A 20,858-nucleotide genomic window follows, 5' to 3' on the forward strand; every position below is an offset into this window, starting at 1 on the left:
ACGAATCCCGTGAGCATCTGTTTGCTGCCGCAGGCTACCAGCCGGATATTTTTGCCGAGACATTCATGCCGCTTGAGTCAGCCAAGTAAGGAGGCGCGAAATGAACGCAGCTTACTACCTGCTGGCCATCGCCGCGGGGCTTGGCATTACCCTGCAGACCACGCTGAATGGTCAACTCGCTAAAGGTGTGGGTGGAGATTCCGTAGCGGCGGCGCTGTTCTCATTTACTGCCGGTGCGGTATGCCTGGGCGTCTTTTCATTGATGCGCGGCGGGATAGTGGCCTCACTGGCGGCTATACCTGCCCAGCCCTGGTGGAGCCTGCTGGGCGGTCTGCTGGGTGCCGGTGCCTTGCTTAGTTATGTGGTGCTTGCGCCAAAAATCGGTCTGTCAGCCCTGCTGGGCCTCGCTATCGCAGGGCAGATTGTCTCGTCACTGGTTATCGATCATTTCGGATTGATGGGGGCATCGGAAAGACCGGTGTCTCTCGTCAAGTTGGCCGGGTCAATGGTGATGCTCACAGGCCTGGCCATCGCCCTGTTCAGTGACAGGTGGTCAGCGCTTTTCCCCAACTGACTGACTTGTTTACCCCATCCTGTTTCGTAGGACGCAACCATGTTTAAAACCCTAACCGACACCACCAGTCTTCTTGGCGAGTGCCCTGTCTGGTGTGAAAGAACGGAACGCCTGTTCTGGACCGATATCCCAGGTTGCGAACTGCTTGCTCTGGACCCCGTAAGCGGTGAAGTACAGCGCTGGCGAGTGCCGGAGCCGCTGGGGTCGTTCGCCCTTACGACAAATGCAGACGTATTGCTAATGGGATTGGCCTCCTGCCTGGGTTATTACAACCTGAGTACTGGTCGCTTCACCAAAATTACCATCACGCCTGGAGTACCCGGAACCCGGATCAATGATGGCCGCTGCGACCGTATGGGCAACTTTGTGTTTAGCACTATGGATGCCGGTGAGCCGGTGCAAACTATAGGGCGATTTCACCGGTTCAATGCCGCGACGCTCAAGACTGAAACGCTGGACCTTCCCGAAGTGGCGATCCCGAACAGCATCTGTTTTAGCCCGGACGGTTCCACCATGTATTACGCGGACTCCCTGCAAGGATGCATTTTCTGCTGCGATTACCCGTCGCTAGAAAACCAGCGTGTATTCACTACAGTCAAAGGTCAGGGTGCTCCAGACGGTTCTTGTATTGATGCGCAGGGTTTTCTCTGGAATGCGGAATGGGGCGGTAGCAAAGTCGTGCGTTACGCGACTGACGGCAAAGTTGACAGCGTGATCGACTCCCCGTGTATTCAGACCACTTGCCCGGTGTTAGCGGGACCTGGTTATGAAACGCATTACTGCACCAGCGCACGGACAGGGCTGGATAAGCCGGCAGATTTCGATGGCACGCTGATAAAAGCCGAAGCCGTTTTAGCTGCCGGATTCCCTGAAGAGCGATTTACAGGACGACTGCACTGAATAGTGGGTTCTAGCCTGTCGCGCCGTTCTGAATGCCAACTTGGTAGACGCGCATGAATGACCGCTTCTGGCCGATAGCTGCCCTTCATGATAGCCAGTTACTAGCCACTACCTGTCAGTCGACTGATTAGACCGGGACGGTTACGCTGGCGTTTTAGCATGCACGGAAGAGCGTATGACAGAGGTGTACCAAGGAAGCTGTTTATGTGCCGCTGTCCGTTATGAGCTATCCACCACACCGCAAGCAGTGAGTCACTGTCATTGCAGCCAGTGTCGCAAAGGTCATGGGGCGGCATTTGCTTCTTACGGCAGCGTTCCGCGTAGCGCGCTGCAAATACTTAGCGGCGCCATCCATATCAAAACCTATGCTTCTTCAACGACGGTATCACGCGAGTTCTGCGTGCAGTGTGGTTCGGCCTTGTTCTGGTCACGGTCTCAAGGCGAGTTTGCCAGTTGGGTTTCAATAGCATTGGGTACGCTCGATACGCCCTTCTTGCCTCGAAAGCAGAAACACGTTCATCTCGACTCCGCGGCTCACTGGTACATTCCAACCACCCCATGCCCTCCAGTTGATTGAGGTCTTCTGGGCGAAAGCTGCCTGTCGCTCTGACCCCTTGTTGTTGACCGATATAGGCATTGACGTAAAATCGCCACCCCCAAAAAATCAGCTTGCATAGCGAGAAGGAGCTTCGATGCAACGGGTGATGATTGTTGGTCAACCTGGGTCTGGCAAAAGCACTTTGGCGCGCGAGCTTGGTCAGCGCACGGGCTTGCCGGTCATTCATATCGACACTATCCACTGGCAGCCAGGTTGGATAGAACGAAGCCGGGACGAGAAGACGCAGCTTTGTCTCGAGGTCGAGGCTCGTGATTGCTGGATATTCGAAGGAGGTCATTCAGCCACTTGGGACAACCGGATGGCCCGTGCAGATCTTTTGATATGGATTGATCGTTCGGCGACGCTTCGATTCTTGCGCGTACTGCGCAGAACGCTGCTCCAACGGGGTCAATCTCGGCCTGACTTGCCCGAGAACTGCCCCGAACTGCTGGCGAACCTGCCGGAGTTTTTTAGATTCATGTGGCGGACGAAAAAAACAGCGCGAGCAAAGATGCAGCAACTCGTGGCAACTGCACCATCAACCTGCCGCGTGGTTTATCTGCGGTCTAATCGAGAGGCCAGGATGTTTATCGCGAGTATTGAAAATTCGGCTGGTCAGGCTCCGCGAGATTGATCGTTGGTTGGCTGCCTCGCTACGTAAACTGCGGGTCGTCATGCGGGGACAATGCCCTTCAAAATCCGCGTCGCCTGGCGTGTATCGCGCGCTCAATATCCCTCCATAAATAGCACTGCCTCCAATTGGCGTACGTTGTAGGCCAAGCCCGATCGCGTGCTAAGCGACCGCGCAATGGATGCTACAAGACGATTTGCATCGAGCTGCGCTGGCCATGACATATATGCATTGCGCCACACGGTACGATTCGCTCGTGGCCGACTACCGCCACGTCCAGCGATCAGGCCTAGGTTGGGGTAGTGCGCTTTGAAGGAATCGAGTTCGGCGTCAACGAACACGGCCTCGGCAATACCCACCAATGCGGTGGCTACACGCGAGTCATAGATCACAAAGTCGTCTGGGTAAAACATGGCGTACAGCTTCGTCCATGCGCTGTTCATTGCAGCTGGGTTCTGAGCATTGCGGTTAGCAGCACGTTGCAGGTTGGCGACGACCGCGTCGGCATCCCGCGTGGGCAGGCGCACTCCGCCCCACTGGCAGATAGACGCGAATAATGCCAACACCGCATCGGCATTACCGGCAAGGTCAAGACTTAGCACTCGCGCCTGAGCAATAAACCCCTGTAGCACTTGCTCTGTTGCTACGAAGCTTACTCCCGGCGAGGGCCAGAAGTAGCTGCTCAATCTTGCATCCAGTCCCTGAGCTGCCTGGGCTGGGTAAACCTTCCGGCGGCGACGATCGTAAATTTGAAAGGGTTCATGTTTAAGGTAGAAGGCAAAGCGCGCTTCCCAGGGGCTCAAGTCATGGCAACCCATGGCAGCCTCAGCAGCGGGCTCGACTTCAGCGGTCAGCTCCTGCGTCTCGTCCATGCCGAGCAACTCATACAAGCCCTCGGCCACACGCCGGTAACGTGCCACCTGGCCGCTGCGCGCCCAGTAACCGGTGAGCTCACACAGGTTTGCCAACTGCGTATTGATTGTGTTGGCGGCGAAGAAGTCCAAGCCCACGCGATAGCGTTCGTTGGTATCGGTCGGGTTTAAGTAGACCTTACGGCAAGGGGTTTTAAGGTCTGCAGCGCGGAATTTTAGCGGTAGCGCGCCGGCGTGGATTTCAAGGGCGATTGCGTCGTGCAGGGCCATTAGGCATTCCAAATGCTGGGGGTAAAGAGGTGCGATAGGCTACTCGGCGTCAGGCGTGCAATCCAGTGTGGTAAGCCGATGGCTAAGAATTCAAAAAGGTCCGCGCTCAAGCCCAAACGCCCTGCGTTTGCTCTCATTTGTTAAGTCAGTAATCCGGCTGACAGGGCCCGCATGCCTGATGGTTATTCACCAACAGCGCTCAGTTGGCCCGTCGGGGCAGCAGTGCAGAAAGGTAAAGTACAGCGCCGTCGTGCCGATACAGGCGCGAGTAATGCGATGTGCTCAGGGATTTCTAACGAAAACCTAGAGGACGTTTGGGGTCATGGCTGGAAAGTTAATTACAGCTATTCATTAGACATACGGAAGCCATAATGAAACGGATTGAGCGAGACTTCGTTACGCTGTTCAACTACCTCTGGTACAAGGATTTTCCCGTTACTGAAAAAGCTGGCCTAGCGAATAGGGCCAACTGGACGATCCATATGGGCCTCGTAATTCGTCAATGTGCCAGCCTGATGGGTGCACGGGCTCTTTTCGAATCGGGCGGGCGTACCGATGCGGTGGTTCAGTACTCCGAAAAGGATATTCTGACTTTCGTGGAATGGGAGTGGAAGCGTGCCCACACGGACATCAATGAAATCCAAAAGCTGCATAGCAAGGCCGGTCAGGCAGCATTTCAGACGTTCATTGGGTACAGCCGTGTAGAGGACATTCAAAAGGCTTTAGACCAGGCGTTGAACACATGGATCGATGCTAAAAGCCCCTTGATTTATTTTCTGATCACCTACGACGTAGTTAAAGGCAACCGCCACTTCGTTGATCTTGTGACCTATGAATTTACAAAAAACCGGTGCAAGAAAATACGCAGTCAGCCGGCGTTACCCTGGATGGTAAATCGAAAGAAGTTCATCGACGCTGATGAAAACACATAAAGCCTGAAAGACTTGGGTACTGTTGCCGATGAGCATTTCCCTGCTGGCCTCATTGGCAATACCGAGCAACGCGGTCACCGAGCCAGTGCGTGAGGTGCTACTACTCGACGACCTCGCGTGATTGGCGTGTCTAGCGATGGTCCGTCTCGCGTGTCATCAACTGATCGACCAATACCACGTCTAGTTCACTAAGTTGGTGAATCGCCAACGCCACATCCCGCTGTTTCCCTTCAGCTCATCCGACAGGCCAAGCAACAACGCAGTAACCGAAGAAAAAGTCTCATAGCTATCAGCAATCAACACTTCACTGCGAACATCGTCAGCAACGCTGAATAGCGTCGTCGTGTGCGGGGGAGGCGTCTCCAGCGGTTCTGCCCCCGCGTTGAGGTAGTGATCAATCGCACGATGCGCCGCCTGATTCAGTTTCAGGTCGGGATCGTTCCTCAGCCTTGCACCCGTGGTGGTGTGGAGTCGGATACTGGCGTTTCTGGTTCGTCAGCGAGTTGCATGGCCGACAGCGCTTTCAGCTTGTGATGGGGGCCGGTGAAGCGTGTGTCGCCATCCAGTACTGTGAGCGTGATCCGTTCTGAAACGCACCGATGGAATGGGGTGAACATGCGTTTTTTTGGGTAGTAAACGCCTTCCGACGTCTCGGAATACTTTAAGGCGATCATCACTTTTTGCAGTGCAGCGGGGCTGATACGACTGGCAACGCGCCACTCGGCAAGTGCGGCGTCGCGGTACATGTTGTAAGTCCGCCCTATGCATGCGCCCAGGGTGCCGCCGTAAAGGACGTTGCTCTTGAATGTGTCGGTTATGCCCATGATGTGTGCAGCAAACAGCAGAATGGCCGTCGCTACAAAACAGAGGAGGATGCTTTCCAGTAGTGCCAATGCCTTGTAAGGGTCAGCGGCTAGTTGGTCTTTGAGCTTAAGTCGGGTGATGGCAGTGTCGGCGTGTTTTGGCGCGTGGGTGTTAAGCGGTTTCAAGCGTTACCCCTCCTGGGTTGAGTTTTCCTGATCGAGAACAACTCGCATTCTACGTAAAGTGAAGCGGCCATCCCCGTTTTTGCTCGATTGAACTTGGTATTGCCCAGGATTGCCCCATAACTACCTCTGTCTCCATTAACCGCAAGGACAAACCATGACCAACCCAACCGAAACCGCCATCCTCGCCGGCGGCTGCTTCTGGGGCATGCAAGACCTGTTGCGACGCTACCCCGGCGTGCTGCACACGCGAGTCGGCTACACCGGTGGCGATGTGCCGAATGCCACCTATCGCAACCATGGCAACCATGCTGAGGCGATTGAAATCGTGTTTGACCCGGCGGTGATTTCCTACCGGCAGATTCTTGAGTTCTTTTTCCAGATCCATGACCCCAGCACGCCGAATCGGCAGGGCAATGATCTTGGGCCGAGCTATCGTTCGGCGATTTACTACCTGAGCGAACAGCAAAGGGATATTGCCGAAGATACCGCGGCTGATGTGGATGCCTCCAAGCTGTGGCCGGGACGTGTGGTCACGGAAATTGAACCCGCCAGGGAGTTTTGGGAGGCGGAGCCGGAGCATCAGGATTATCTGGAGCGGATACCGAACGGGTATACCTGCCATTTCATCCGGCCGAATTGGAAGTTGCCCAAGCGGGCGTCATCGGGGTCAGCTCCCTGAGCGCCTGCGCCCAGCCAAGGACGAATATGTCCAAGCCTCAAATGGCGAAAAAAACGCACACAGGGCATGCAGGATGGCCGGCGTGGTCATCATTGCCTACGTCCTTGTCGTCAGAAAAGTCGCCATTTCAGTGCTTTGGCCAAGTGCCATCGCTCGTTAGGTAGGAATGGCCAAGTCCGGTTGATTCAAATCCCTTCCTGCTCCATCAGCCTGGCCGACAGCGCTTTCAGCTTGAAATAGGGGCCTGCGAAGCGCGTGCCCCCATCCAGTGTGGTGAGCGTGATCCGCTCTGAATCGCACCGATGGAATGGGGTGAACATGCGTTTTTTCGGGTAGTAAACGCCTTCCTGCGTTTCGGAATACTTCAAGGCGAGCATCGCGTTTTGCAGTGCAGTGGGGCTGATATGCCGGGCAATGCTCCACTCGGAAAGTGCCGCGTCGTGGTACATCCAGTACGTCGCGCCTATACATGCGCCCAGTGTGCCGCTATAGAGGACGTTGCTCTTGAATGTGTCGGTTATGCCGACGCTTTGTGCAACGAACAGCATAAGGGCCGTCGTTACCAAACAGAGGAGGGTGCTTTCCAGCAATGCCAATCCCTTGTAAGGGTCTACGGCCAGTTGGTCTTTGAGCTTAAGTCGTGTGATGGCCGTGTCGGCGTGTTTTGGCGCGTGGGTGTCAAGCGGTTTCAAGCGTTACCCATCCTGGGTTGAGTTTTCCTGATCGAGAACGGCTCGCATTTTACGCAAAGTGAAGCGGCTGTGTAGGACGTTTTCCTTGGGCCCCATCTCTATCGTTTGCCGCCTCACCGGCTCCCCCTTTACTCCGGCTTCTTGTAGGCCTTGTACTCGTTCTGCAGCACGATATGGTCCGCCACGTATTTCGCGTCGTGCCACACCCCATAGATAAACGACGACGCACGGTTCACCAGATTCGGCAGGCCCAAAAAGTAAACGCCGCTTTGCGCCGAGATTCCGCGTTTGTGGAACGGCTCGCCTTTCTCATCAAACGCATCCACCTTCAACCAGCTGAAATCGAACTTGAAGCCGGTTGCCCAGAGAATGGTGGTTACACCGGCTTCAGCCAGGTTGAGGCTGAGGATCGGATCAAGCAGGCACTCCGGGTCGGGCAGCAGTTCCCAGGCTTGCGGTTCCAGCGGGAATGGCAGGCCGTTGGCTTCGATATACGCATCCGCATCACGCAGTACATCAAAATACGCACGATCCCCTTCGGCCACGTTTTCGGCCAGGCCCGGTTGGAAGGTCATGACGCCGTCCTCCCAATTCTGGGTAACGCCTACCAGGTGAATGCCTTGGTGCGCCAGTCGGCGGAAGTCGACGGTCTTGCCGCCTTCATAGCCACTCACTGCAAACGCCACGTGCTTTTTCTTCGGCTGGATTTTGACTTCGTCCCACAAACCCAATGCGCCCAGCCACCAGCAGTAGTCGCGGCTGCGGTAGGCGCGGGGTGGGCGATAGTGTTCGCCGACGGAGAGGTACACGGTTTTGCCGGCCTTTTGCAGTTCTTCGGCGATTTGTGAGCCTGAGGCGCCGGCGCCCACTACGAGTACGGCGCCTTCGGGGAGTTGGCCGGGGTTTTTGTAGGTGGACGAGTGCAGTTGGTGAATCGGTGCGGTGGTGGGGACGATGTTGGGGATTGAGGGGCGTTGGAACGGGCCGGTGGCGGCGACGACGTTGGTGGCTTCGATCACGCCCGCCGAGGTCGTGACTTTGAAGCCGGGGCGGCCGAGGTGGCGCTCTACTTGTTGCACTTCTACGCCAGTGCGCACCGGAGCCTGGAGTTTGTCGACGTAGGCTTCGAAGTAGTCGGCCATGCGTTCTTTGGGCGGGAAGGCTTCGGGGGAGAGGCCTTCGAAGGTCAGGCCGGGGAAGCGGTCGTGCCAGGCGGGGCCGTTGGCGACCAGGGAGTCCCAGCGCTCGGAGCGCCAGCGTTCGGCGATGCGGTGGCGTTCGAGCACGATGTGGGGCACGCCCATCAGGGACAGGTGTTCGCTCATGGCGACGCCGGCCTGGCCTGCGCCGACTACTAGGGTGTTGATGGTTTCGACGGTCATTGGCGTTTCCTGGAAAGTAAGAGGTTTATTAGCAACACCGAGGGTCCACATTGGGTCTGCTGTGTTTTCGAGTTCGCATTTAAGGCTTGAGCAACTCGGCCACCGCCGTCAGCGCCAATTCATATCCCAACGCCCCCAGCCCGGCGATCACACCGGTGGCGGCCCTGGACACGTAGGAGTGATGCCGAAAGCGCTCGCGCTTCCAGATATTGCTCATGTGCGCTTCGATGATCGGGCCGCCGAAGGCCAGCAGCGCGTCAAGGATCGGCACTGAGCTGTAGCTGAGGCCGGCGGCATTGATCACCAGGGCGTCGCTGTTCAGGCGCGCCTCTTGAATCCAGTCCACCAGCACGCCTTCGTGGTTGCTTTGGCGAAAGTCCAGGGTCAGGCCCAACTCGCCGGCGTGGCGTTGGCAGCGGGCTTCGATGCTGGCGAAGCTTTCGTTGCCGTAGGTGCCGTGCTTGTCCAGCCCGTAGAGGTTGGCATTAGGGCCATTGAGGAAGTAAACGCGGTGGGGCATGACGGGCTCCAGGTTATTCGGCGACGGTCAGCACGACTTTGCCGACGTTGGCGTTGGCTTCCAGCAGGCGATGGGCATCGGCCGCTTGAGACAGGGGCAACTGCGCGTGGATCTGTGGGCGCACCACACCGGCCGCCAGCCAGGGCAACACGCGCGAGCGGATACACGCCGCCAGGCGGGCTTTTTCAGCGTGGCTTTTGGGGCGCAGGGTGGAGGAGGTGAGGCTGAGGTTTTTGCGCATCAGCACCTGCAAGTCCAACTCGATGTTCGCGCCTTGCAGGAATGACAGGCTCACATGCCGCCCGCCCATGGCCATGGCCGCCAGATTGCGCGCGACATAGGGGCCGCCGACGTTATCCAGCACCACGTCGACGCCGCGTCCTTGGGTGCAGTCGTGCACCACCGCGACGAAGTCTTCCAAATGGCGATCAATCGCACGCCATACACCCAGCGCTTGCAGCATCGCGACCTTTTGCGGGCCGCCTGCGGTGGCGATCACCCGCGCCCCCGCAGCCTGCGCACACTGCACGGCAAAGCTGCCGACGCCACTGGCGGCGCCGTGGATCAGCACGCTGTCGCCGCTGCGCAGGCGCCCGAGCTCAAACAGGGTGTGCCACACCGTGAACGCCGCTTCCGGAACCGCAGTGGCAGCGTGCAGCGATAATCCCGCCGGCACCGGCAGGCAGTGCGCCGCCTGGGCCACGCAGTACTCGGCGTAGCCGCCGCCGTTGAGCAAGGCCATCACGCGATCGCCCACCGCACATTCATCCACGCGGCTGCCCACCGCGACCACAATGCCCGCCGCTTCCAGGCCCAGCACATCGGTAACGCCGGGTGGGATTGCTGAGCCGCTGCGTTGCATCAGGTCGGGGCGATTGACCCCGGCCGCCACGACGCGAATCAGCACCTCACCGGGTTGCAAAGCCGGCATAGGGCGTTCCACCACCTGCAGCACTTCAGGGCCACCGGGCTCACGGGCAATCACCGCTTTCATACGGATACGGTCCAGTCGTCCGGCACCACGGCGATCACATCGATCTCCATCAGCCACTCCGGCTGGCCCAGGCCGGAAATCACCAGGCCGGTGGAAATCGGGAACACACCTTTGAGCCATTTACCGACCTCCTGGTACACCGGCTCGCGGTAGCGCGGGTCGATCAAATAAGTGGTGGTCTTGACGATGTGCGACAGGTCCGAGCCCGCCTCTTCGAGCAGTTGCTTGACGTTCTTCATCGCCTGTTCGGCCTGGGCGCGCGGGTCGCCGAGGCCGATCAGGTTGCCGTCGAAATCGGTACCGATCTGGCCGCGCACATAGATGGTGTTGCCGGCGCGCACGGCCTGGCACAGGTCGTTGTCCAGCGCCTGGTTGGGATAAGTCTGTTTGGTGTTGAACATGCGGATGCGGGTGTGGGTAGGCATATCGAAGGGCTCGTCGTAAGCGGGATGAAACCAGCTTCACATCGCCCCCTCTCGGGCGAAACCAGCATTTGCGCGGGGTAGTGCTTAGGAAAAACCGAAGCCCCTGTAACTCATCGGCTCGCCCATGACCCGGCACGAACCCTGCAACGCTCGCCGTACAGTCATTGTTGAGGGGCAGGCGTCATGCTCAGTCGTATTACTCAGCGTCAACTGGAGTATTTCGTCGCGTCGGGAGAGGCGGGCAGCATCAGTGCTGCGGCCGAACGCATTCATGTGTCGTCGCCGTCGATCTCGGCGGCGATCACCCATATGGAAGCTGAGTTGGGCATCCAGTTGTTTATCCGCCACCACGCCCAGGGCATTTCCCTCACGGCGGTGGGGCGTCTGGTGATGCTGGAGGCCAAGCAGATCCTGGAGCAGATGAGCAACCTCTACACCATCGCTTCGGAGTCACTGAACACCGTGCGCGGGCCATTGCGGGTCGGATGCCTGGAGTCGCTGGCGCCGATGATCACGCCGGAATTGGTATTCGGTTTCGGCCGTGCGTTCCCCGGTGTGCGCTTGACCCAGGCCGAAGGCAATCATGAGGAACTGCTGGAAAAACTGCGCAGTGGCGAACTGGATATCGCCCTGACCTACGACCTGGTGACCAGTCCGGATATCGACTTCCAACCCCTCGCGCACCTGCCGCCGTATGTGATGGTGGGCGAGTATCACCCGCTGGCGAGCTTGCCCGCGGTCAGCATGCAAGACCTCGAGGCCTACCCGGTGGTGCTGCTGGATACGCCCTGGAGCCGCGACTATTTCCTCAGCCTGTTCATCCAGGCGGGCACCACGCCGAACATCATCATGCGTTCCACCAACCTCGAAACGGTGCGCGCCATGGTCGGCAATGGCATTGGCTATTCGTTTGCGAACGCGCGGCCCAAATCGAATATGTCCCAGGACGGCAAACGCGTGATCCGCCTGCGCCTGGCCGGTACACATCGGCCGATGAAGCTGGGTTACGCCACGGCGAGCAACACCCAGTTGTCCCGTGTGGTGTCGGCGTTTGCCGAACGCTGCCGCATGTTTGTCTCCGACCAGTACATCCCCGGCATGGCGCCGCCGAGCTTTTTTGACCCGCATGCGGTGCGGGTGTTGAGTGATGTGAGCTGAGATTGCACCAATAGATGGCGTGGGCGGGGAGGCGAATTCAGACGCGCACCATTTCGGCCAGTGCATGCTCTCTCCAGAACACAGCAGGGCAAATGTGGGAGCGGGCTTGCCCTCTCCCACAGTGGATTTTTGCTTCGCTCAGGACTGCATAGGTTCTGCCTACCCAGTGCCCCGGCTTTTACGAATTGACCCCAAGACCCCGCCGCCACGACTCTCATCCCATCGAGGCAGACCCACTTCATTTTTTGCAAGGCGCAGCGACGATGACATTCGACTGGAATTACATGTTTGGTTTGCTGGCTGATGCCGAGTTCTGGCGTGCGACGTGGACGGTGATCAAGCTCAGTACCCTGACCTGGGTGTTGAGCATCGGCCTGGGCTTTCTGCTGGCGCTGGCCAAGCAGTCCAAGCATGGCCTGCTGAGCGTGCCGGCGCGGGGGTATATCTGGTTGTTCCGCAGCCTGCCGCTGTTGGTGCTGCTGATCTTTATCTACAACTTGCCCCAGGCATTGCCGGGCACCTCGGCGGTGCTGGCCGACCCGTTCTGGTCCGGCTTGTTGGCGCTGGTGATCTGCGAAACGGCGTATGTGGCCGAGATCCATCGCGGTGGCTTGCTCTCGATTCCCAAGGGCCAAGGCGAAGCGGCGCGGGCGTTGGGGCTGAGGTTTTTCGGTACCCAATGGCGCGTGGTGATCCCCCAGGCGCTGCGTGTGGCGTTGCCGTCGCTGGCCAACGAATACATTTCCATCGTCAAGCTCACCTCGTTGGTGTCGGTGATCTCTCTGACCGAGATCCTGATGGTCGGCCAGCGCCTGTACTCGCAGAACTTCCTGGTGATCGAAACCATGGCGGCGGTGGCGTTCTTCTATGTGTTTATCGTCACGGTGTTCGACTTTTTGCTCAAACGCCTGGAGCGCTTTCTCGACGTCAACCAGCGCAATGTCTCCCGCGTGCCGGATGCACACGTGCTGGCCTTGGCTACCCAACAGCGCACCGCCCTGCAACGCCCGGAAAGTAACGGCGCTGCGGCGCTGCAAGCCTCGCGGTTGCACAAGGCCTACAACGACATCGAGGTGCTGGGTTCGGTCAACCTGCTGATTCAGCCGGGTGAAGTTGTGTCGGTAATCGGCCCGTCGGGCTCCGGCAAGACCACGCTGATCCGCCTGCTCAACGGCCTCGAGCAACTGGACAATGGTGAGGTTCATATCAATGGCCTGCCGTTCATTCACCTGAACAAGGTGGGCGCGCAAAAGCCCCAGTACATCGAGCACGCCGAGCATCGCCTGAACATCGGCATGGTGTTCCAGAGCTTCAACCTGTTCCCGCATTTGAGCGTGCTCGACAACCTGCTGATGGCGCCGAAGTACCACCGCCTGGGTCGCACCGACGCGCTCAAGCAACAGGCATACGCGCTGCTGCACAAGGTCGGCATGCTCGACCATGCCTGGAAGTACCCGCACCAGTTGTCCGGCGGCCAGCAGCAACGCGTGGCCATCGCCCGCGCCTTGATGATGCGCCCGCAAATCATGCTGTTCGACGAGCCCACCTCGGCCCTTGACCCGGAGAAAGTCAATGAAGTGCTGCAGGTGATCGAAGCCCTGGCCGGGGAGGGCATCACCATGGTGATCGTCACGCACGAGATGAATTTCGCGTTCAAGGTCTCTGATCGGATCGTGTTTATGGAGAAGGGGCGTGTGGTCTGCGATGACACGCCCGAGGTGTTGCGCCGCGGCCAGAACCCACGCGTGGAGGCGTTCCTAAAGGACGTCTCGCTGGCGTGATCTCTTTAACGTTCAGGAAAAAACAACATGATTGAGCAAGCACACATCGAACAATTCCAGCGCGACGGCTTCCTGGTGGTAGAAGGCGTGTTGTCGCTGGACGAAGTGGCCGCGCTGCAGCATGACTTCGACCAGTGGGTAGAAGAGAGCCGCAGCCATGACCAAGGCTGGGGCGCCACCGTGGATGGCCGCGCGCGCTTTGACCTGGAGGGTGACCACCGCGCCGATCACCCGTCGTTGCGCCGGGTGAGTTCGCCCACCGAGATTTCCCCGGCGTATCAGCGCGTGGCGTTGCACTCGCGCATGGCGGCGATTTCCGCGCAATTGGTCGGCGCCAGCGGCGCGCGTTTTCACCATAGCAAGATCAACTCGAAACTGCCCCACACCGCCACACAGGTGAAGTGGCACCAGGACTTCCTGTTCACGCCCCACAGCAACGACGACATCGTCACCGCGTTGCTGATGGTCAGTGAAGTGACCCCGCAGAACGGCCCGCTGAATGTGATCCCCGGTAGCCACAAAGGCCCGCTGTGGTCGCACTGGCAGGATCAGCGTTTCACCGGTTCGGTGGACGATGCCGTGGTCGCGCAACACTGCCAGCATCCGGTCGCCTGCTACGGCCCGGCCGGTTCCGTGTGCTTTATGCACACGCGTCTTTTGCATGCTTCCAGCCCTAATGAGACCGAACTGCCGCGCACCCTGTTCATCAGCGTCTATGCCGCTGAAGACGCGCTGCCATTCGGCGAAAACCCGTTGCCCAGTACACACGCCGGCCTGCTGGTGGCCGGTGAAGAAAGTGGCTTGGTGCGTTCCACCAACAACCATATGCGCCTGCCACAGAAACCCCGTGGTGCGTCGTTCTTCGTGCAACAGGCCGGACAAGATTCTGCCACTGCCTAACCTCCTAAAACCTTGCGGGTAATGACCATGACAGCGTTTCGTAACAGTGTTCGCCCCCTTGCCGTGTGCCTGCTGGGCGCTGCGGTTGCAATGACCTCGTTGGCGGCTTCGGCGTTCCAGCAGGAAGGCAAGATCATCGCCGGTTCCGACGTGACCTTCTTCCCCTATGAGTACATGGATAACAACAAGCCTGCGGGCTTTGATATCGAGTTCATGGACGGCCTGGGCAAGGTCATGGGCCGCAAGGTCGAGACCCTCGACACGCGCTTCCCCAACTTGATCACCGGCCTGCAAGCCGGGCGTTTCGATGTGACCAACTCGTCGATGTACATCACCGCCGAGCGGGTCAAGGTCATCGACATGATCCCTTACCTCAAGAGCGGCGAATCGATCCTGGCCCTCAAGGACAGCGCCTTCCAGCCCAAGACTCCGGAAGAGTTCTGCGGCCACAAGATCGGCTCCATGGGCGCTACCTCGTGGCTGGCGCAGATGAACAAGCTGTCGGCCGAGTACTGCGTGGCCAAGGGTTTTAAGCCGATCCTGATCAGCGAATACAGCACTGACCCACAAACCACCCAGGCCCTGTTGGCCCACGCGGTGGAAGCGCAAATTACCGACGCCGCCGTGGCCCGCGGTGTGATCGACAAGCTCGGTAGCCGCGTGGTGATTTCCTCCGACACCCTGATCTATCCGGTGCTGAACGGCTTCGGTGTGAAGAAGGGCAATGACACGGTGAAGCAAGCCTTGCTCGACGGTCTGGAGAAATACCGCGCCACGCCTGAATACGCGGCCTTGCTGAAGAAGTACAACTTCGAGGCGCCGACTGAGGCCGACCTCGCGGCGCTGATGCCGAAGTAACCCTACCGCGCGGCCGCAGCCTTGCGGTCGCGCTCTGAGGAGTCCGATCCATGGCGTTATCCCTCGAAGAACAGACACGCATCGACCTGGCGGCGACCTTTCGCATCATCGCCCACCTAGGCATGCATGAAGCGGTGGCCAACCACTTCAGCGCCGCGGTGTCGGCCGATGGCAAACAGTTTTTGCTCAACCCGAAGTGGAAGCACTTCTCGCGTATTCGCGCCAGCGACCTGGTGTTGTTGAACGCGGACGATCCCGCCTGTGCCGACAACCAAAATGTGGATTCGACGGCCTGGTCGATCCATGGGCAGATCCATCGGCTGCTGCCGCACACCCGCGCCGTGCTGCATTTGCACCCGGTGTACACCACCGCGGTGGCGTGCCTGGCCACGCCGCATATCCCGCCGATCGACCAGAACACCGCACGCTATTTCAACCGCGTGGCGGTGGATGAACTCTACGGCGGCATGGCCGATACGGAGGCGGAAGGCGCGCGCCTGGCCGGCCTGCTTGATGGCAAAACCCGGCTGTTGATGGGTAACCACGGCGTGATGGTGACCGCTGCGTCCATCGGTGAAGCCTTTGACGATATCTGGACCCTGGAACGCTCTTGCCAGATCCTCGTGACGGCCTGGTCCACCGGGCAGCCGCTGCGGTTGTTGTCCGATGAAGTGGCGGAGAAAACTGCGCGGAGCTGGGAAGGCATCGCGGATTTCTCACGCCGGCATTTTGAAGAAATGAAGCAAATGATGATCGACGCCGACCCCTCGGTACTCGATTGAGGAACGCCCCATGACCTTTTCCGTTGTCGCCCGCTGCGCCGAGACCGGCCAGTTGGGCATTGCGATCAGCTCGTCGAGCATTGCCGTGGGGGCGCGTTGCCCCTGGCTGCGTGCGGGTGTGGGCGCGGTAGCGTCGCAGAACATCACCTTGCCGAGCCTGGGGCCGCAAGTGCTGGATTTATTGGAGCAGGGCATGGCGCCGAGTGAGGCGCTGGCGGCAGTGTTCGCAGGGCAGGAGCACAGTGATTATCGCCAGGTGACGGTGATTGACCGCCAAGGCCGTACCGCGCACTTCAGCGGTGCGCAGACCTTGGGGATTCACGCGGCGGTCAGTGGTGAACAGTGTGTGGCGGCGGGGAATATGCTGGCCAATCCAGGCGTGATTGGCGCCATGGTGCGGGCTTTCGAACAGGCCTCGGGGCACCTTGCCGACCGACTGCTGGCGGCGATGCACACGGCGGTGGCTGAAGGCGGCGAGGCGGGGCCAGTGCATTCGGCGGCGCTGCTGGTGGTCGACGACGTGCTCTGGCCCATCGTCAACCTGCGCGTCGATTGGGCGGATAAAGACCCTATCGGCACGCTCGACAAACTCTGGCAGGCCTATCGCCCGCAATTGCAGGACTACATCGACCGCGCCCTCAACCCGCACATTGCTCCCGGCTATGCGGTACCAGGGGATGACCGATGACCAGCAGTCGCGACCTGCTGGCGCAACTGGTGCGCTTCGACACCACCAGTCGCGAATCCAACCTGGCCTTGATCGACTGTGTTCGCACCTATTTGCAGGACCACGGTGTGACCTGCGAGCTGGTCTACAACGAACACAAGAGCAAGGCCAACCTGCTGGCGACCATCGGCCCGGCTGATGTGCCCGGCATCGTGTTGTCCGGGCATACCGATGTGGTGCCGGCGGACGGCCAGCGCTGGAGCGTGGCGCCGTTCGAGCTGACGGAGAAAGGCGGCAAGTTGTACGGGCGTGGTACCGCCGATATGAAGGGCTATATCGCCTGCGTGTTGGCGTTGGTGCCGGCGTTGGTACAGGCGCCGCTGCGTATGCCGGTGCATATCGCGCTGTCCTATGACGAAGAGGTGGGTTGCCTCGGCGTGCGTTCGTTGCTTGAGCGTTTTCATGGGCAGGCGGTCAAGCCGTTGCTGTGTGTGATCGGCGAACCCACCGAACTCAAGCCGGTGCTCGGCCACAAGGGCAAGTTGGCGATGCGTTGTGACGTGCATGGCGCGGCCTGCCATTCGGCGTATGCGCCGTCCGGGGTGAATGCCATCGAATATGCCGCGCGGTTGATCGGTGAGCTGGTGCGGCTCGGCGAGTCACTCAAGGCACCGCGGCATCTGGATGAACGTTTTGATCCGCCGTTTTCCACGGTTCAGACCGGACTGGTCAACGGCGGCAAGGCGTTGAATATCGTCCCGCAGAATTGCACGTTTGATTTTGAAGTGCGCGCGCTGCCGGCCCAGGATCCCTGGCAGGTGGCGCAGCAGTTACGCGCCTATGCCGAACAGACTCTGCTGCCCGCGATGCAGGCGGTGAACGGGCAGTGCGCGATCAGTATCAGCGAGCTGTCCAGCTACCCGGGGCTGGCGACTTCTCTGGACAGCCAGGCCGCCGGATGGATCGCGCAGTTTTGTGGCTCGCGAGACTTCGGCACGGTTGCGTTTGGCACCGAGGGCGGGTTGTTTGATCAAGCTGGCATTCCCACCGTGGTGTGCGGGCCGGGGAGCATGGAGCAGGGGCATAAGCCGGATGAATTTATCAGCGTGGAACAACTGGAGGCCTGTGACCGAATGCTGGAGCGGGTGCTTGCGTTCGTGCGCCCGTAGGCGGCGGGGGAAATCGCGAGAGCCTGTATAAAACGCTGAAAGGCGGTTCTAAAACGCGCTATGAGACGATTCAGAAACTGATGCTGTCGTTAGGCGTGGAACTGACGGTGCAGCCGATTGCGGCGGTGGCAAGCAAGAAAACCGCCAGAGCAAAGCGGGCTGCGGCCGGTAAACCCTGCCACGTGGTTTAGCGAGCGACCACATCCCTGAAAACACCGAGGCCCCCTGTGGGAGGGGGCTTGCTCCCGATAGCGGAGTGTCAGTCGATACATTTCTGGCTGATACACCGCAATCGGGAGCAAGCCCCCTCCCACATTGGATTGATTGTGTTTTGGAGGTCGGGCCTCCCTTAGAACCCAGCTCTTCAGCGCACCAGGCAAGGCTGCTTGTTGTTAAAACTCCACCCCGGAATCAAAAACTGCATCGCCACGCTGTCATCCCGTGCGCCAAGGCCCATGCCTTTGTACACCTCGTGGGCCTTGGCCACGGCGTCCATGTCGATGTCCACGCCCAGGCCAGGCTTGGCCGGCACCTTCACATAACCGCCTTCGATTTTCAGCGGCTCCTTGGTCAGGCGTTGGCCGTCCTGCCAGATCCAGTGGGTGTCGATGGCGGTGATATCGCCCGGTGCGGCGGCGGCCACTTGGGTGAACATCGCCAGGGAAATGTCGAAGTGGTTGTTGGAGTGCGATCCCCAAGTCAGGCCCCAGTCGTTACACATCTGCGCCACGCGCACGGAGCCCTGCATGGTCCAGAAGTGTGGATCGGCCAGGGGGATGTCCACCGATTGCAACTGGATCGCGTGGCCCATTTCGCGCCAGTCGGTGGCGATCATGTTGGTGGCGGTTTTCAGGCCCGTGGCGCGACGGAATTCAGCCATGACTTCGCGGCCCGAGTAACCATTTTCGGCGCCGCAGGGGTCTTCGGCGTAGGCGAGCACGTGGTGTTGATCGCGGCATAGGCGGATGGCTTCTTTGAGCGACCAGGCGCCGTTCGGGTCCAGCGTGATGCGTGCATCGGGGAAGCGTTCGGCGAGGGCGGTGACGGCTTCGATTTCTTCGTCGCCGCTTAAAACGCCGCCCTTGAGTTTGAAGTCGTTAAAGCCGTATTTGGCTTTGGCGGCTTCGGCCAGGCGCACCACGGCTTCGGCCGTCAGGGCTTTTTCATGGCGCAGGCGGAACCACTCGTCGTCACTGTCCGCCTCGTTGCGGTAGGCCAGGTCGGTGGCGTTGCGGTCGCCCACATAGAACAGATAGCCGAGCATCTTCACCGCGTCACGCTGCTGGCCCTCGCCGAGCAATGCGGCCACCGGCACTTCGAGGAACTGCCCCAGCAGGTCGAGCAGGGCGGCCTCCATCGCGGTGACGGCATGGATGGTGATGCGCAGGTCAAAGGTCTGCAGGCCACGGCCAGCCGAATCCCGTGAGGCAAATGTGCTGCGCATCTGGTTGAGGATGCGCTGGTATTGGCCGATGGGTTGGCCGATCACCAGGCTGCGGGCGTCTTCCAGGGTTTCGCGGATGCGTTCGCCGCCGGGCACTTCACCAACGCCGGTGTTGCCCGAGCTGTCCTTGAGAATCACGATGTTGCGGGTAAAAAACGGCCCGTGAGCGCCGCTGAGGTTGAGCAGCATGCTGTCGTGGCCGGCGACGGGGATGACCTGGAAGTGGGTGACGACTGGAGTATTCATGGCAAATTCCTAAAGAGGCTCAAAGAGGTTTGCTGAGGGCCGCGCCGGTTGGCGCTACGTCTGGCGACGTCAATGGGACAGAGGGCGCGGTCTTGGCGAAAAACACCAGGATCGCCGCCAGCACTGAGGTACCGGCCAGGCCGTAGAGGCCGCCTTGGATCGAGCCGGTGGTCTGCTCCAGAAAGCCGAAAGTAGTCGGCGCAACGAAGCCGCCCAGGTTGCCGATGGAGTTGATCAGCGCGATCACGGCAGCGGCAATGCGTACATCCAGATAACCCTGGGGGATCGGCCAGAACAGCGAAGACGCCGACTTGAACCCGATGGCCGCAAAGCAAATCGCCACAAAGGCAAACACTGGCCCGCCGGTGGTGGACATGAACATGCCGGCCGCTGCAATCAACAGCGCCGCCGCGACCCAGGCCTGTTGGAACTTGAACTTGCCCGACAGCGATGCGAAGGCATACATGGCGATGATCGAGATCAGCCACGGAATCGAGTTGAAGAAGCCCACCTGCACATCACTCAAGTCGCCCATCTTTTTGATGATGCTCGGCAGCCAGAATGTCGCCGCGTAAATGGTCAGTTGGATGCAGAAGTACAGGGCGCAGAACAGCAGGATCTGGCGGTCCTTGAGCAGCTTGCCAAGGGTCGGTTTGACACTGGTCAGCGCCTCACGCTGGCGTTGCTCCTCGTCGATGGCGCCGACCAGTGCGTCCTGTTCTTCGCGAGTCATCCATTTGGCGTCGTGGGGCTTGGAGTCCAGCCAGAACCACACGAAGAAACCGATCACCACCGAGGCCAGGCCTTCGATGGCGAACATCCATTGCCAGCCGTGGAAGCCAAAGCCTTCGATCTGCAATAGCACACCCGACAGCGGGCCAGAGATCAACGAGGCCACCGCCGAGCCGCTGAGGAAAATCGCAATGGCTTTACCGCGCTCTGCGCCCGGCAACCAGCGTGTGAAGTAGTAGATCACTCCTGGGAAGAAGCCGGCTTCGGCCACGCCCAGCAGAAAGCGCAGGATGTAGAAGTGGGTTTCGTTTTGGATGAAGGCCATCATCGTCGCGACGATGCCCCAGGTGAACATGATGCGGGTCAGCCAGATACGCGCGCCGACCTTTTGCAGCAGCATGTTGGAGGGCACTTCGAACAGGGCATAACCGATGAAGAACAGCCCGGCACCGAACCCATAGGCCGCTGCGCCGATGCCCAAGTCGTGCTCCATGTGCGTGCGCACAAAGCCGATATTGACCCGGTCGATATAGTTGAGGATGAACATGATCACGAACAGTGGGAGCACATGGCTCTTCACTTTGCGCACGGCGCGCGCGAGGACCGGATCACTGTGTGGAGCGGCAGATGCATGGCTTGAATTGTTCACAATTCAAAACTCCC

The 20,858-nt window shown here is 59.5% G+C and carries 22 protein-coding genes and 2 pseudogenes; 14 read left to right on the forward strand and 10 right to left on the reverse strand.

All coding sequences use genetic code 11. From position 1 onward, the window contains the following. Positions 1 to 100: 100 nt before the first annotated feature. From G9Q84_RS28365 to G9Q84_RS28380, 4 genes are all read left to right on the forward strand, one after another. Positions 101 to 574 (forward strand): DMT family transporter, encoded by a 474-nt coding sequence (locus G9Q84_RS28365; RefSeq protein WP_122822439.1) that lies wholly within the window; start codon positions 101 to 103, stop codon positions 572 to 574. Between the two features lie 39 nt (positions 575 to 613). Next, entirely contained in the window at positions 614 to 1,474 is an 861-nt protein-coding gene (locus tag G9Q84_RS28370; protein WP_181644489.1) for an SMP-30/gluconolactonase/LRE family protein, read from the forward strand. Between the two features lie 175 nt (positions 1,475 to 1,649). After that, on the forward strand, positions 1,650 to 2,051 hold the full coding sequence (locus G9Q84_RS28375) for a GFA family protein (protein ID WP_181644490.1): 402 nt from the start codon (positions 1,650 to 1,652) through the stop codon (positions 2,049 to 2,051). A 115-nt stretch (positions 2,052 to 2,166) separates the two neighbouring features. Then, positions 2,167 to 2,706 carry an AAA family ATPase gene (locus G9Q84_RS28380; RefSeq protein ID WP_181640388.1) on the forward strand — a complete coding sequence of 180 codons (540 nt, stop codon included), beginning with the start codon at positions 2,167 to 2,169 and terminating at the stop codon, positions 2,704 to 2,706. A gap of 92 nt (positions 2,707 to 2,798) precedes the next feature. Here the strand turns inward: G9Q84_RS28380 and G9Q84_RS28385 are convergent, their stop codons facing one another. Next, positions 2,799 to 3,845 carry a hypothetical protein gene (locus G9Q84_RS28385; protein WP_181644491.1) on the reverse strand — a complete coding sequence of 349 codons (1,047 nt, stop codon included), beginning with the start codon at positions 3,843 to 3,845 and terminating at the stop codon, positions 2,799 to 2,801. A gap of 371 nt (positions 3,846 to 4,216) precedes the next feature. Here G9Q84_RS28385 and G9Q84_RS28390 point away from each other — a divergent pair, with 371 nt between their 5' ends. Next, positions 4,217 to 4,777, forward strand: coding sequence for a hypothetical protein (locus G9Q84_RS28390; protein WP_099603093.1), 561 nt, complete (start codon positions 4,217 to 4,219; stop codon positions 4,775 to 4,777). Positions 4,778 to 4,907: 130 nt separating this feature from the next. Here the strand turns inward: G9Q84_RS28390 and G9Q84_RS29470 are convergent. Beyond that, positions 4,908 to 5,206 (reverse strand): annotated as a pseudogene (locus tag G9Q84_RS29470) (DUF6124 family protein). Between the two features lie 14 nt (positions 5,207 to 5,220). Then, a complete protein-coding gene (locus G9Q84_RS28395) occupies positions 5,221 to 5,766 on the reverse strand; it encodes a hypothetical protein (RefSeq protein ID WP_099603094.1) in 546 nt (181 codons plus the stop codon). A 154-nt stretch (positions 5,767 to 5,920) separates the two neighbouring features. Here G9Q84_RS28395 and msrA point away from each other — a divergent pair, with 154 nt between their 5' ends. Next, complete coding sequence (gene msrA / locus G9Q84_RS28400) at positions 5,921 to 6,445, forward strand: peptide-methionine (S)-S-oxide reductase MsrA (RefSeq protein WP_099603095.1); 525 nt, start codon at positions 5,921 to 5,923, stop codon at positions 6,443 to 6,445. 185 nt (positions 6,446 to 6,630) lie between these two features. Here msrA and G9Q84_RS28405 read toward each other — a convergent pair whose 3' ends face one another. From G9Q84_RS28405 to G9Q84_RS28425, 5 genes are all read right to left on the reverse strand, one after another. Continuing rightward, on the reverse strand, positions 6,631 to 7,137 hold the full coding sequence (locus G9Q84_RS28405) for a hypothetical protein (RefSeq protein ID WP_181644492.1): 507 nt from the start codon (positions 7,135 to 7,137) through the stop codon (positions 6,631 to 6,633). A gap of 128 nt (positions 7,138 to 7,265) precedes the next feature. Continuing rightward, a complete protein-coding gene (locus tag G9Q84_RS28410; protein WP_032885900.1) occupies positions 7,266 to 8,519 on the reverse strand; it encodes a flavin-containing monooxygenase in 1,254 nt (417 codons plus the stop codon). Positions 8,520 to 8,598: 79 nt separating this feature from the next. After that, positions 8,599 to 9,039, reverse strand: coding sequence for a type II 3-dehydroquinate dehydratase (locus tag G9Q84_RS28415; RefSeq protein WP_032885898.1), 441 nt, complete (start codon positions 9,037 to 9,039; stop codon positions 8,599 to 8,601). A 13-nt stretch (positions 9,040 to 9,052) separates the two neighbouring features. Continuing rightward, entirely contained in the window at positions 9,053 to 10,033 is a 981-nt protein-coding gene (locus G9Q84_RS28420; protein ID WP_181644493.1) for an NAD(P)H-quinone oxidoreductase, read from the reverse strand. Then, a complete protein-coding gene (locus tag G9Q84_RS28425) occupies positions 10,030 to 10,458 on the reverse strand; it encodes a RidA family protein (protein ID WP_032885897.1) in 429 nt (142 codons plus the stop codon). Before G9Q84_RS28425 ends, G9Q84_RS28420 begins: the two co-directional genes overlap by 4 nt. Positions 10,459 to 10,641: 183 nt before the next feature. Here G9Q84_RS28425 and G9Q84_RS28430 point away from each other — a divergent pair, with 183 nt between their 5' ends. The 8 genes and pseudogenes from G9Q84_RS28430 to G9Q84_RS29475 all read left to right on the forward strand — a co-directional run. After that, positions 10,642 to 11,616, forward strand: coding sequence for a LysR family transcriptional regulator (locus tag G9Q84_RS28430; RefSeq protein WP_032885896.1), 975 nt, complete (start codon positions 10,642 to 10,644; stop codon positions 11,614 to 11,616). A gap of 263 nt (positions 11,617 to 11,879) precedes the next feature. After that, a complete protein-coding gene (locus G9Q84_RS28435) occupies positions 11,880 to 13,397 on the forward strand; it encodes an amino acid ABC transporter permease/ATP-binding protein (RefSeq protein WP_099603097.1) in 1,518 nt (505 codons plus the stop codon). A 27-nt stretch (positions 13,398 to 13,424) separates the two neighbouring features. Beyond that, positions 13,425 to 14,297, forward strand: coding sequence for a phytanoyl-CoA dioxygenase family protein (locus G9Q84_RS28440; RefSeq protein WP_032885895.1), 873 nt, complete (start codon positions 13,425 to 13,427; stop codon positions 14,295 to 14,297). 27 nt (positions 14,298 to 14,324) lie between these two features. Further along, on the forward strand, positions 14,325 to 15,155 hold the full coding sequence (locus G9Q84_RS28445) for an ABC transporter substrate-binding protein (RefSeq protein WP_181644494.1): 831 nt from the start codon (positions 14,325 to 14,327) through the stop codon (positions 15,153 to 15,155). Between the two features lie 50 nt (positions 15,156 to 15,205). Beyond that, positions 15,206 to 15,937, forward strand: a complete 732-nt coding sequence (locus G9Q84_RS28450; RefSeq protein WP_099603098.1) for a class II aldolase and adducin N-terminal domain-containing protein — start codon at positions 15,206 to 15,208, stop codon at positions 15,935 to 15,937. 10 nt (positions 15,938 to 15,947) lie between these two features. Next, positions 15,948 to 16,625, forward strand: a complete 678-nt coding sequence (locus tag G9Q84_RS28455) for a DUF1028 domain-containing protein (RefSeq protein ID WP_032885893.1) — start codon at positions 15,948 to 15,950, stop codon at positions 16,623 to 16,625. After that, positions 16,622 to 17,773: an acetylornithine deacetylase gene (argE, locus tag G9Q84_RS28460; RefSeq protein WP_181644495.1), complete on the forward strand. Its 1,152-nt coding sequence runs from the start codon at positions 16,622 to 16,624 to the stop codon at positions 17,771 to 17,773. The genes G9Q84_RS28455 and argE overlap by 4 nt, the downstream gene beginning before the upstream one ends. 5 nt (positions 17,774 to 17,778) lie before the next feature. Then, a pseudogene (locus G9Q84_RS29475) lies at positions 17,779 to 17,964 on the forward strand (addiction module antidote protein); the annotation flags it as partial. A gap of 173 nt (positions 17,965 to 18,137) precedes the next feature. Here the strand turns inward: G9Q84_RS29475 and gudD are convergent. Together gudD and G9Q84_RS28470 are read right to left on the reverse strand one after the other, a co-directional pair. Then, a complete protein-coding gene (gudD, locus tag G9Q84_RS28465) occupies positions 18,138 to 19,463 on the reverse strand; it encodes a glucarate dehydratase (protein WP_095185531.1) in 1,326 nt (441 codons plus the stop codon). 19 nt (positions 19,464 to 19,482) lie between these two features. Further along, on the reverse strand, positions 19,483 to 20,844 hold the full coding sequence (locus G9Q84_RS28470; RefSeq protein WP_181644496.1) for an MFS transporter: 1,362 nt from the start codon (positions 20,842 to 20,844) through the stop codon (positions 19,483 to 19,485). Positions 20,845 to 20,858 lie beyond the last annotated feature (14 nt).

Source organism: Pseudomonas sivasensis (assembly GCF_013778505.1).
Classification (GTDB): domain Bacteria; phylum Pseudomonadota; class Gammaproteobacteria; order Pseudomonadales; family Pseudomonadaceae; genus Aquipseudomonas; species Aquipseudomonas sivasensis.